This window comes from Defluviitalea raffinosedens (genome assembly GCF_016908775.1).
GTDB lineage: Bacteria > Bacillota > Clostridia > Lachnospirales > Defluviitaleaceae > Defluviitalea > Defluviitalea raffinosedens.
Window position 1 is genome coordinate 60,541 of record NZ_JAFBEP010000015.1, and the last position, 12,297, is coordinate 72,837.

Consider the following 12,297-nt stretch of genomic DNA (forward strand, 5'->3'; position numbering starts at 1 on the left):
CATGTCAGAAATACGAAAAGACATTGTGACAGGGGTATGGACAATTATTGCCGTAGAAAGAGGTAAAAGGCCCCATGATTTTGAAAAGCAATCAATTAAAAAAAATAGTGAAGGATGCCCTTTTTGTGCTGGAAATGAAAACCAAACTCCTCCAGAAGTACTGGCATATCGAACAGGTCAACAGGAACCTAATAATTCTAAATGGAAAGTAAGAGTTGTTCCCAATAAATACTCTGCTTTGAAAGAGCAAAATGCAGTAGAAACAATAAAAGGATTTTATGAAACAATTACCGGATATGGAGTACATGAAGTGCTGATTGATACAACGGATCATGAAGCTACCATTGGAAAAATGTCCTATGAGCAGCTGGAATTGGTGTTAAGGGCTTTAAAAGAAAGATATAAGGATATTTCTTCTGATGATAAAATAAAATACGTTCAAATTTTTAAAAATCAAGGAGCGGAAGCAGGGGCATCTCTTCAGCATCCTCATTGGCAAATTATCGGAGTTCCCCTTATGCCTGAGAATCAAAAACAGATTATAAAAGGAAGCAAAAAGTATTTTCAGGAACATTCAAGATGTGTTTATTGTGAGATGCTTAGATATGAGAGAAATGCCAAAGTGAGGATTATATATGAGAATAAATATTTTACTTTATTTGCTCCTTATGCCTCCAGATTTTGCTATGAAACATGGATCATGCCAAAACAGCATCTTTATGATTTTAGTCGTTTGAAAGATGAACATCTTAAATCTCTGGCGCAGATTTTAAAAGAATCTATACAAAGATATGAAAAGGTGTTTGACCAGCTGGCCTATAATATTTGCTTTATGAGTCCTCCCCTTGAGGCGAATGTTGAAAAGTATTTCCATTGGCATATACAGATTATCCCAAGATTAGGAAATCTGGCGGGATTTGAGTTGAGTACGGGGTCATATATTAACCCTACTCCGCCGGAAATGGTAGCCGAAACACTGCAAAAAGTAGCCAAAAAAGTAAGATAAGCATGTTTTAGGAGTGGTAATATGCAAAATTCTAGTTTGAAAATTCTGTTTGTGGTTTCTGAAATGGCACCCTTTGCTAAAACAGGAGGAGTAGGTGAATTTGCAGGCACTTTGCCTTTTGAAATCGCTTCGCAGGGATGGGACGTACGCATTGTTCTGCCAAAATATAAGCAAATCAGTGGTGACTATACTCAATGTATGGAGTATATATGTGATTATCCGGTAAATTTAGATTGGCGAAAACAGACAGCTATTATTAGAAAAGTTGATTTTGACAATGGAACAGGAAACATTCCCTGCTATTTCATAGATAATGCTTACTATTTTGACAGACAACAGATGTATAGTAATCCGGACGATGCAGAAAGATTTGCCTTTTTTTGTAAGGCAGTATTAGAAATGCTTCCTAAAATTAATTTTGTGCCTGATATTATTCATTGCAATGATTGGGAAACAGGACCTGTATGTGTTTTATTGCGTCAACAGTACAAATACATAGATTTTTACAAGCAGATAAAGACAGTATTTACGATCCACAATCTTCAATGTCAAGGCAATTTTCCTAAAGATACTTTAAGTTTATTAAATTTAGGAGAGGAATTTTATCATCCTGATAGCCTAGAATTTTATGGAAATGTCAATTATATGAAAGCAGGCATTATTTATAGTGATTTGATTACAACAGTGAGTCCGACCTATGCAAAAGAAATCCAGACGCCTGAATATGGAAATGGACTAGATGGAATTATTCGAAAAAGGCAAGCTGATTTATTTGGTATCATTAATGGAATTAATTATAATGTTTATAATCCCCAAACTGATCCTTATATATATGAAAAATATGACAGTAATTCTTTGGAAAAGAAATATGTAAATAAAATAAAATTTCAACAAGAGCTTGGACTGGAGCAAAACCCAGAAATACCTTTGATTGCCATGATTTCTTATTTAACGGATGAGAAGGGTTTCGACTTAATTGAGGAAAGCATAGAAGAGATCATGCAAATGAATATTCAATTTGTGATCTTAGGCACAGGAGATCCTGTTTATGAAGATTTAATTTGCTCCATACAGCAAAAGTATCCCAGTAAAATGAGAGCGATCATTGCCTATAATATGGAACTGGCTCAAAAAATTTTTGCAGCATCAGATATTTATCTTATGCCTTCAAAATTTGAAGCCTGCGGCTTAAATCAGATGATTGCGCTTAGATACGGCTCAGTACCTGTTGTTCGGGCAACAGGTGGATTAGCAGATACGGTTATTCCTTTTGATATTCAAAATTGTGACGGTAATGGATTTATATTTAAAGAGCATTGCAGGCAATCCATGCTTTTTACTCTCAAAACTGCTGTAGAATTATATAAAACATATCCCGCTGCTTGGAAGCAAATGGTTTCAAAAGGAATGCAATTAGATTTTTCTTGGAATGCATCAGCGCTCCAATATATAAAATTATATTATAAGTTGACAGAAAAATAAAAGAAGATGGAAGACGAATTGTAATTTTTTGTCTAGATGAGTAAAAAATCATCTAGATTTTTTTATGACTTGTGATATCATTATAGATATATACATATAGTTTCCTTATTCGTTATACCACATCCAAATTTGTAGTAACAAAGGAGTGTAGGCATTGAATTTAGACAGGCATATTAGAGAAGAACTCGTTTTTGGACTAGATATAGGTACACGAACAATCATGGGAATCTTAGGTTTTCAAAGGGGTAATGATTTTGTTGTAATTGCGTCAGAGCAAATCGAATATGAATCCAGGGCAATGATGGATGGGCAGATTCATGATATTTTTAAAGTGGCACAAACAGTTCAAAAGGTTAAAGCAGCTTTAGAAAAACGTCTTGGAATTCAATTAAAAGACGTAGCCATTGCTGCTGCCGGGAGAGTATTAAAAACCTATTTAGTTAGAATTGATCAAAATTTGGATGAAGTTAAGGAAATTAATAAAGACGTTATCAGAGAATTAGAGCTTAAAGGAATTGACGAAGCACAGGTCAAATTGAAAGAAGAATTGGACGATACAAATATAGATTACTTTTGTGTAGGTTATTCCGTGGTAAACTATTATTTAAATGAATATGTGATTACTAATTTGGAAGGACATAAAGGGAAAAAAATCGGTGCAGACGTACTGGCTACGTTTTTACCCCGCAGTGTTGTAGAGAGTTTATATGCTGTAATGGATAAAGTAGGATTAAATGTAGTCAGCCTTACCCTGGAACCTATAGCTGCAATTAATGTAGCAATTCCTGAGAATTTAAGACTTCTTAATCTTGCTTTAGTAGATGTAGGAGCAGGAACTTCTGATATTGCTATTACAAAAGAGGGCGCAGTTATTGGTTATGGTATGATCCCTGTTGCTGGGGATGAAATTACAGAAAGAATTGTACATAAATATTTGGTTGATTTTCAGACTGCTGAAAAAATTAAATACCAAATAGGAAAAGAAGAGGCTATTTATTTTTCAGATATATTGGGGCTGCCTCATACGGTTACATCCCAGGAATTGCTTGAATACTTGGAAGATGCAGTAGATCATTTAGCTGAAGAGATTTCAAGCAAAATTTATGAGTTAAATGGAAATAAAGCGCCTAACGCTGTTTTTTGCGTAGGAGGAGGAAGTCAGGTCCAGGGCTTGACTGAAAAAATTTCTGAAAAGCTTAAACTGCCGAAGGAAAGGGTAGCTCTTCGGGGAGGGAATACATTAATCAATGTTAAATATGAATGTGAACCTTTAGTATCTCCTGATGTTATTACGCCTATAGGAATTTGTGTTACTTCTATTTTACAAAGAGGATATGACTTTATTGAAGTTAAAGTTAATGGAGATACAGTTAAGCTTCTAAACACGAAAAAATTAACTGTGGCAGATGCAGGTATTCAAAAAGGATTCAATCACACGAATTTATTAGGAAGACAAGGATCTTCTCTCATTTTTACATTAAACCAACAGAGAAAGAAGATTTGGGGAGAGCCTGCAATTCCTGCAGAACTTTATGTAAATGGGAAAGAAGCTAGTCTTGATACGCCCATTCATGACGGAGATGAGATTGTCATTAAACCAGCGGTCAATGGAAAATCTGCAAAAGCTTATATAAAAGACTTTATTGATGAAAAGAAAGTAAAAAAGATTATTATTAACGATGTAGAAATGGAACTCTCTGTTTTATGTATGTTAAACGGAGTAATAGTTCAGCCGAATACCCAAATTAATAATGATGATGAAATTGAACTTTTTGAAATTCGGACTATAGAAGATTTAGCCCGATATGCAGATATTGAGATAGAGGATAAAGAGTTTTTTGTAAATGGAATAAAAGTTGATTTGAATTATTCTATAGAAAATGGTGACGAAATATATTTTAAAGAAATAAAAGAGGACAAGACGATATTAGTAAGTGAAACGGATGAAGATTCTTTATCTGTTCATCTGCAAGATCATTCTGTTACAGTAACAGTGAATGGAAATCCAGTAATAATGGAGGGTAAAAAATCAGGCTATATTTTTGTGGATATTTTTAATTTTATTGATTTTGATTTAAAAAACCCTCAGGGAAATATTGTGCTTAAATTAAATGGAAAAAGGGCAGCTTTTACTGATATAATAAAGCAAGGAGATATGATTGAAATCTACTGGGATAAATCAAATAAGGCGGTTGATATATGAACAGATTGGAATTTTTAGAAAAAAGATATACCTGTATCCATATTGGTTTTTTAGTAATAATGATGATTCATTTAGAACTTAATAATTGGATTGGAAAATCAGATGATATATCTTTGAATAAATTTCTCCTTGCAGTAGGCTTAGCCATTATGGGCGTTAAATTTTTGGTGATCAAAAAAGGATTGCTTCCCAAATATCATTTATATAATTGCTTTAAAATTATTGAATTGCTCTATGTGGGTATACTCATTTATCAGGATCAGACAGTCTTATTACCGGAAGTCTTATTTTACTTGTTGATTTTATTTGAAATTTTTTCAACACATTCAAATTTGAAGGCCTTATTTTTTTACTTTATACCATTAATTATATCTAGTTTAATTATGCTTGGAAAAGAGTTCTTTTTGCTTACTAATTTTATTGACATGTTATTTTTGATTGTATCTAATATTTTCTTTATATACATAGTCAATTCCACCATTCATGAAATAGAAAAGAATTCGGATAAATATAAAGAATTGCTTATTCAAACTCAGAAGAAAAATGAAGAATTATTAAAGATTAAAGAACATATGGAATTGGTCAACAAAGAACTGGAACAGCAAAAAGAGGAAATGAGAAAAACGAGCGAGAGTTTCAGAAATCATGTGGCAGAATTATTTATCCTTAAAGAGACCAGTTCTTATATTGGATCCATTCTTGAAATTCAACAGCTTTTGGAAATGGTTTGTGATATGATTATGGGGATATTGGGAGTGGATACATGTTCGATTATTGTGTATGACGAAAAATATGAAACTCTTGATTTTCATATTAAAAGTATTTACAGTCATGAAGTCATAGAAAATTTTAAGACAAGTATATCCAACAGTTCTTTGCAAAAAAGGATGAAAGATAAAGAAATTTTAATCAATAATAATTGTAGGGAGGAAAAATATTCGTTTTTACAGGGCAGAGATGTTGGTTCTTTTGTTGCTGTTCCTTTGTATAAAGGAAATAAGTCTTATGGACTGATTTTAGCAGAACATACTTTAGAAAATTATTTCTCTACAAGCAATACGGATTTGTTCAAAGCTGTGTCTATGCAGGTGGCTGTAGCAATTGAAAATGCAAAGTTATATGAGCAAATGGAAGAAATGGCTGCAAGAGACGGCCTTACAAAAGTTTATAACAGAATGTATCTGCAGAGAATAATGCCTGAAATGATAGAGAATGCAAAACTGAATTATGAACCAATATCTATCGGCATATTTGACATTGATCATTTTAAAGTATTAAATGATACTTATGGACATCTCTTTGGAGATGAAGTGCTTAAAGCAATTGCTCATTTGGCACAAAAAAAGGTGGAGGCATATCATGGGATTGTTGCAAGATATGGTGGAGAAGAATTTGTTATGATTTTTCCAAATGTGCCATTAAAAGAAGCAGCTTTTATTGTGGAGGAGTTACGACAAGAAATTGAACAATTTACTTTGACAAAAGACGATATAACAGCTAAAATTACGGCAAGTTTTGGTGTTAGCGGATTCCCGGAAGTGGACGGACAAAATCTTCTTAGAACTGCGGATGATGCCATGTATATGTCTAAACGTCAGGGAAGAAATCGTGTAACAGTAGCATGTGTTAATGAAAATAATGTTTTGAATTTAAATGTGATGCAATGAATGTAATATATTGACAACAGGATAATAAATTTTAAAAAAGAGGCTAAACTAAATAATAGTCTCTTTTTATTTGGAAGGAGGTGGCTATAATGAATAACATCGATATGGCCGCGTTATTACTTACAGCGGGTATTAGAAGAAAAAAGGTACATAAAATATTGAGTCATTATGGAGAAAATGAATTGACCATAAATGATTTAAAAGAAATCATCCATAGCAATTTTTTTAAAATTACATTGAGCCAACTTCATCATTTTTACGAAAAAAGTAAACGGATTATTGACTGGGCTGAGAAAGCTCACATCGATGTCGTCGATTTTCAGCATCCCAGATATCCTTTATCATTGAGAGGTATAGAAGATCCTCCATTACTTTTGTTTATTAAAGGAGAATACGGATTTATAAGAAAGGAAGAAAATTGCGTTGGGGTTATAGGTACCCGAGAACCTACTGATTATGGGAAGGAAATTGCAAAAATGGTTGGAGGATATTTAGCCAAAAAAAATGTAGGGGTAGTTAGTGGATTGGCATTGGGATGCGATACGGGCGCTCATTTAGGTTGCCTAAAAAATAAAGGAAGAACAGCAGCTGTTCTTGCTCACGGCCTTGATATGATTTATCCTAAAGAAAATAGAAATTTGGCAGAGGAAATCATTGCTTCAGGCGGCTGTCTTATAAGTGAATATTTTCCTTTTGAAAAACCTAAAAATTATTCTTTTATTGAAAGAGACCGGATTCAAAGCGGATTAAGTAAAGGGATCATTGTTATTGAAACTGAGGAGACCGGAGGAACAATGCATACAGTAAATTTTGCACGAAAGCAAAAGAAAAAGATTGGATGTATGAAATATCCGAAAACTTTTAATAAGTATTCAACCTTGAAAGGCAATGAAACCATATTAAACATGAATGCAGTTCCTATAAAAAACTACAAAGATATCGATGACTTTATAAAAGCAAGTAATTAAATATAAGATAAATTAATTCTATGATCAATAAAAATCTTATATCATATGGAGGAAATAATGAGGATATTTATTGCGATTGCTTTTAATGAGGAGATAAAATCCTATTTACAGGAAGTTCAAAATGAAGTGCGTTCATTTTGCTATAAAGGAAATTTTTCTCATAAAGAGAATTTTCATCTTACATTAAGATTTATTGGTGAAGTCAATCCATCAGAGATCATAAATATCCAAAAAGCTATGGACAGGGTCACTGAGCAGATTACAGGATTTAATCTTGAGCTTGGTCAGATGGGTTCGTTTGAAAGACAAAACGAACATCTTATCTGGATTGGATTGGGAGGAGCCTTGTCAAAGCTTGATCATTTATATCATACGATCCAGGAGGAATTAAGTAAGATAGGCATTCCACAGGAGAGCAGACCTTTAAAACCCCATATTACTTTGGCACGTCGTGTACAGGTAAAAGATTCTTTTGAGGATATTAGGACGAAAGTCATTGTAGATCGCAAATTGATACAAGTGGATTCTATCGTTCTTATGGAAAGTAGAAGAATCAACGGAAGGTTAACTTATATTCCGGTTTATGAAAAAGGATTCTGTGGTAAGGAATGAATTATATGTCATCCAATAGACGCCGTTCACATATTCATTTTGTAAAACAGTTTAAAAATGAAACTTTGGAATATACAGGCACCAGGATTGTCATATTTCTAAAAGAAAAAGGAATCAAATATATAAAGGACTTTGACCAATTTTTCATACATAGATATTATAGGCCTAAAAATAAAAAGCATTCTATTTCTCAGTGGAAGATAATACCTTGTGTAATATCTGAAGTTATTAAAAAAGTGATGATTAATGAGAGTATGTGTAAAAAGTATAAGATGATTCATATCTTATATGAATCCACTACAAGAAATATAGAGGATTTTTTAGAAGAGGTGCTTGCAGAGGAAAAGATCTTTCTTTCAAAAGAGGAAATTGAAAATATCAAAGAAAAGATAAAAAATAATTGATAATTAAAAAATATTATGATAGAATAAAAAGCAATTGAATATTTCGGATGAAGATTGCAGGAGAGAGATGGAAACATCCATCCACCGAAGAAGTAAATCTTTCAGGTACCATGACTGTAATTGGACGAACCTCTGGAGAGATTCATTAAATGAACACCGAAGGAGTAAATCGCAATCAATGATTGTGGTGAAACTCTCAGGTAAAAGGACAGAGCGTATATATATTATGCAATAATGCATAGTTATATTTTTTTGCGTTTTTCAGAGGCCAACCTATTTTGGCCTTTTTTTATTGTAATGAACGTGTTCATTTAAAATCTCTTCCTAACATCATTTTAATATTAATCAGAAAATAAGGAGGAAGCAACATGATGAATTTTTTAAACACATTAAATGGATGGGTATGGGGACCACCACTTTTAATTTTACTGGTGGGAACAGGAATATATCTGACAATCCGATTAGGATTATTGCAAGTTATTAAGTTGCCTTTGGCGCTCCGTTACTTATTTGTAAAAGATGAGGATGACGACTCAGGCGAAGGAGATGTATCCAGTTTTGCAGCCCTATGTACTGCATTGTCCGCTACAATTGGTACAGGAAATATTGTAGGGGTTGCTACAGCAATTAAAACTGGTGGCCCTGGAGCTTTGTTCTGGATGTGGGTTGCGGCATTTTTCGGAATGGCAACCAAATATGCAGAAGGACTTTTAGCAGTTAAATATCGTGTGGTAGATGAAAACGGACAAATGTCCGGAGGGCCTATGTATTATATTGAAAAAGGTTTAGGGAATAAATGGCTTGCAAAGCTTTTTGCACTGTTTGGAATTTTCGTGGCTTGTTTTGGAATAGGAACCTTTGCGCAGGTGCAAGCGATCAGCACTGCAGCTAAAGATAGTCTGCATGTACCTATTTGGATTACAGCAATTATATTAACACTTTTGGTAGCAATGGTAACTCTTGGAGGGATCAAAACGATTTCAAAGGCGTCAGAGTTGATCGTTCCTTTTATGGCTATATTTTATATTGTTGGTGGAGTGATTATATTAATTTTTAATGCTTCTGCCATTCCAGAAGCGGTAGTTCTTATTATTAAAAGTGCATTTACAACAACGGCGGCAGTAGGGGGCTTTCTTGGTTCAACTGTAATGATGGCCATTAAAAACGGAATTGCCCGCGGGGTTTTCTCTAATGAATCTGGTTTAGGAAGTGCGCCAATAGCAGCAGCTGCTGCAAAAACAAAATCCTGTGTAAGACAAGGACTTATTTCGATGACAGGTACGTTTATAGACACTATTATTGTATGTACGATGACAGGTCTTGTATTGGTTGTTACAGGGGCATGGAGCTCAGAACTTGAAGGGGCTGCAATGACCAATCAGGCATTTCGTGTAGGATTGCCTATCGCTGGTATAGGACAATATATTGTAACCATAGGCTTAATATTCTTTGCTTTTACTACCATACTGGGATGGAATTATTATGGAGAAAGATGTGTTGAGTATTTGTTTGGTGTAAAAGGGATCAAACCTTATAGACTTATATACATTGTTTTGGTAGGAATTGGGGCATTCTTAAAATTAGATATGATTTGGACTTTGGCAGATATAGTGAATGGTTTAATGGCAATACCGAATTTAATTGGATTAATTGGATTAAGCGGAGTAGTCATCAATGAGACAAAAATGTATTTTGCATTGCTGAAAAAAAGAGAATTGAAAGCTGTTGATTATGCTAAGTAAAATGTGTTAAACTGTTTTAAAATGAAAAGGGGGCACGAGAAGAATGCGAGGCATCATTACTGTTGTGGGAAAAGATCGTGTTGGTATTATTGCAAAGGTTTGCACACTGCTTTCAGAAAGGCAAATTAATATATTGGATATATCTCAAACTATTGTTCAAGGATTTTTTAATATGATGATGATCGTGGATTTATCAAATTCAACTGAAACTTTCGAAAAAAATGAAGAGGATTTAAAGAATTTAGGTAATGAAATTGGCGTTGTCATCAAGCTTCAAAGAGAAGAGATTTTTAACAGCATGCATCGTATTTAATTCCTTAATGCAAAGGAGGAAAAGCAGTGATTACACGCTTGGAAGTAGAAGAAACCAATAAAATGATTGAAGAAGCCAAGCTGGATGTGCGAACCATTACACTTGGAATCAGTTTGCAGGATTGTGCAGATAGTGATATCAATCGTTTTAATCAAAAGATCTATGATAAAATTACAAAAACAGCAGAGCATTTAGTAAAAACAGGAGAAGAAATTGAAAGAGAATTTGGTATTCCCATTGTTAACAAACGTATATCGGTTACACCGATTTCTATAGCAGCAGCAGGATGCCAAACGGATTCTTATGTATCCGTTGCCCATGCATTGGACCGTGCAGCCAAACAAGTAGGAGTGAATTTTATTGGAGGTTTTTCAGCTTTAGTTCAAAAAGGCTCAAATCCTTCCGATGAGATTCTGATGGATTCTATTCCACAAGCATTGGCTGAAACGGAAAGAGTTTGCTCTTCGGTTAATTTAGCAACTACCCGTTCAGGAATTAATATGGATGCTGTTAAAAAAATGGGGAAAATTATAAAACAGACAGCCCTAAACACTAAGGAAAAAGATTCTATAGGATGTGCAAAACTTGTTGTATTTTGCAATGCACCAGAGGATAATCCTTTTATGGCAGGAGCTTTTCATGGAGTTGGAGAAAGAGACTGCGTTGTCAATGTAGGAGTCAGTGGACCTGGTGTTGTAAAAAAAGCTCTGGAGTCCGTAAAAGGAAAAGATTTTGAGACTCTTTGCGAGATGGTTAAAAAGACAGCCTTTAAAATTACAAGGGTGGGACAACTTGTTGCTCAGGAAGCCGCTAAACGATTAAATGTTCCTTTTGGAATCATTGATTTGTCCCTCGCACCTACTCCGGCTATAGGAGACAGTATTGCAGAAATATTGGAGGAAATGGGGTTGGAGAATGCAGGTGCACCTGGAACAACTGCTGCCTTGGCACTACTAAATGATAACGTAAAAAAAGGTGGAGTAATGGCATCATCCTATGTAGGAGGTCTTAGTGGGGCATTTATTCCTGTCAGTGAGGATCAAGGGATGATTCGGGCAGTAGAAGCGGGAGCATTAACATTAGAGAAATTAGAAGCGATGACTTGTGTATGTTCTGTTGGTCTTGACATGATTGCAATTCCCGGAGATACATCTGAAGAGACAATTTCAGGCATTATTGCTGATGAAATGGCAATAGGAATGATTAATAGCAAAACGACTGCTGTTCGTATTATTCCGGTAATTGGAAAAGGTGTAGGAGATATAGTTGAATTTGGAGGACTTCTTGGTTATGCACCTATTATGCCGGTAAATAATTTCAGCTGCAAAGATTTTATTAATCGTGGTGGACGCATTCCGGCACCAATTCATAGTTTTAAAAATTAATCACATATGTTATATTTAAATAAGACCAAGTCAAAAATAGATATATGACTTGGTTTTTATAATGATTATTATAGAAAGGGAATGATAGGAAGATGGTTTTAGAAGGATTGGAACCAAAAAGTGTGTGGCAGTATTTCGAAGAAATCAGTCAAATTCCCAGAGGATCTGGGAATGAAAAGCGAATCAGTGATTATCTGGTCGAGTTTGCGAAAAAACATCAGTTAGAAGCTATTCAAGATCATGCGCTGAATGTGATCATTAAAAAACCTGGAACCCCAGGATATGAGAATGCACCGGCTGTTATTTTACAAGGCCATATGGATATGGTGTGTGAGAAGAATAAAGATACAAAGCATGATTTTTTAAAAGATCCTATTCATTTGAAAGTTAATGGAGATTTTATTGAAGCAGAAGGAACAATGGATTTATGTCAATATAGTAGACACAAAAACTCAAATTTTTATGCAGTTTTTCTTAAAGCATCTTCAAGCTGTTGAGGAGTCATATAACCGATA

At 34.3% G+C, this 12,297-nt stretch carries 11 protein-coding genes and 2 riboswitches; all 11 genes read left to right on the forward strand.

The genetic code is table 11. From position 1 onward, the window contains the following. Position 1: 1 nt before the first annotated feature. The 11 genes from galT (at position 2) to JOD07_RS10920 (ending at position 12,279) form a co-directional block, all read left to right on the forward strand. The gene (galT, locus tag JOD07_RS10870) at positions 2-1,006 is read left to right on the forward strand and encodes a galactose-1-phosphate uridylyltransferase (protein ID WP_204613964.1); all 1,005 of its coding nucleotides are present in this window, start codon (positions 2-4) and stop codon (positions 1,004-1,006) included. Between the two features lie 21 nt (positions 1,007-1,027). Further along, a complete protein-coding gene (gene glgA, locus JOD07_RS10875; RefSeq protein ID WP_204613965.1) occupies positions 1,028-2,488 on the forward strand; it encodes a glycogen synthase GlgA in 1,461 nt (486 codons plus the stop codon). Between the two features lie 154 nt (positions 2,489-2,642). Next, on the forward strand, positions 2,643-4,691 hold the full coding sequence (gene pilM / locus JOD07_RS10880; protein WP_204613967.1) for a cell division protein FtsA: 2,049 nt from the start codon (positions 2,643-2,645) through the stop codon (positions 4,689-4,691). Further along, positions 4,688-6,358: a sensor domain-containing diguanylate cyclase gene (locus JOD07_RS10885; protein WP_204613976.1), complete on the forward strand. Its 1,671-nt coding sequence runs from the start codon at positions 4,688-4,690 to the stop codon at positions 6,356-6,358. Before pilM ends, JOD07_RS10885 begins: the two co-directional genes overlap by 4 nt. Before the next feature lie 89 nt (positions 6,359-6,447). Beyond that, on the forward strand, positions 6,448-7,326 hold the full coding sequence (locus JOD07_RS10890; protein WP_158738826.1) for a DNA-processing protein DprA: 879 nt from the start codon (positions 6,448-6,450) through the stop codon (positions 7,324-7,326). Positions 7,327-7,383: 57 nt separating this feature from the next. Further along, a complete protein-coding gene (gene thpR, locus JOD07_RS10895) occupies positions 7,384-7,938 on the forward strand; it encodes an RNA 2',3'-cyclic phosphodiesterase (protein WP_204613983.1) in 555 nt (184 codons plus the stop codon). A gap of 5 nt (positions 7,939-7,943) precedes the next feature. After that, entirely contained in the window at positions 7,944-8,342 is a 399-nt protein-coding gene (locus tag JOD07_RS10900; protein ID WP_158738828.1) for a hypothetical protein, read from the forward strand. A gap of 47 nt (positions 8,343-8,389) precedes the next feature. Continuing rightward, positions 8,390-8,469, forward strand: a riboswitch (glycine riboswitch). A 3-nt stretch (positions 8,470-8,472) separates the two neighbouring features. Continuing rightward, a riboswitch (glycine riboswitch) is annotated at positions 8,473-8,556 on the forward strand. A gap of 154 nt (positions 8,557-8,710) precedes the next feature. Further along, complete coding sequence (locus JOD07_RS10905) at positions 8,711-10,084, forward strand: alanine/glycine:cation symporter family protein (RefSeq protein ID WP_204613985.1); 1,374 nt, start codon at positions 8,711-8,713, stop codon at positions 10,082-10,084. 43 nt (positions 10,085-10,127) lie between these two features. Then, entirely contained in the window at positions 10,128-10,397 is a 270-nt protein-coding gene (locus JOD07_RS10910; RefSeq protein WP_158738830.1) for an ACT domain-containing protein, read from the forward strand. Positions 10,398-10,423: 26 nt separating this feature from the next. Next, positions 10,424-11,782 carry a PFL family protein gene (locus tag JOD07_RS10915; protein ID WP_158738831.1) on the forward strand — a complete coding sequence of 453 codons (1,359 nt, stop codon included), beginning with the start codon at positions 10,424-10,426 and terminating at the stop codon, positions 11,780-11,782. A gap of 92 nt (positions 11,783-11,874) precedes the next feature. Continuing rightward, positions 11,875-12,279 carry a zinc-binding metallopeptidase family protein gene (locus JOD07_RS10920; protein WP_330636274.1) on the forward strand — a complete coding sequence of 135 codons (405 nt, stop codon included), beginning with the start codon at positions 11,875-11,877 and terminating at the stop codon, positions 12,277-12,279. The last annotated feature ends 18 nt before the right edge of the window (positions 12,280-12,297 follow it).

Excerpts from the sequence above, each read along its gene's own strand:
- JOD07_RS10885 (WP_204613976.1), top strand. The coding sequence starts at position 4,688 with ATGAACAGATTGGAATTTTTAGAAAAAAGATATACCTGTATCCATATT.
- JOD07_RS10900 (WP_158738828.1), top strand. The coding sequence starts at position 7,944 with ATGTCATCCAATAGACGCCGTTCACATATTCATTTTGTAAAACAGTTT.
- JOD07_RS10910 (WP_158738830.1), top strand. The coding sequence starts at position 10,128 with ATGCGAGGCATCATTACTGTTGTGGGAAAAGATCGTGTTGGTATTATT.
- glgA (WP_204613965.1), top strand. The coding sequence starts at position 1,028 with ATGCAAAATTCTAGTTTGAAAATTCTGTTTGTGGTTTCTGAAATGGCA.
- JOD07_RS10905 (WP_204613985.1), top strand. The coding sequence starts at position 8,711 with ATGATGAATTTTTTAAACACATTAAATGGATGGGTATGGGGACCACCA.
- JOD07_RS10890 (WP_158738826.1), top strand. The coding sequence starts at position 6,448 with ATGAATAACATCGATATGGCCGCGTTATTACTTACAGCGGGTATTAGA.
- JOD07_RS10920 (WP_330636274.1), top strand. The coding sequence starts at position 11,875 with ATGGTTTTAGAAGGATTGGAACCAAAAAGTGTGTGGCAGTATTTCGAA.
- galT (WP_204613964.1), top strand. The coding sequence starts at position 2 with ATGTCAGAAATACGAAAAGACATTGTGACAGGGGTATGGACAATTATT.
- thpR (WP_204613983.1), top strand. The coding sequence starts at position 7,384 with ATGAGGATATTTATTGCGATTGCTTTTAATGAGGAGATAAAATCCTAT.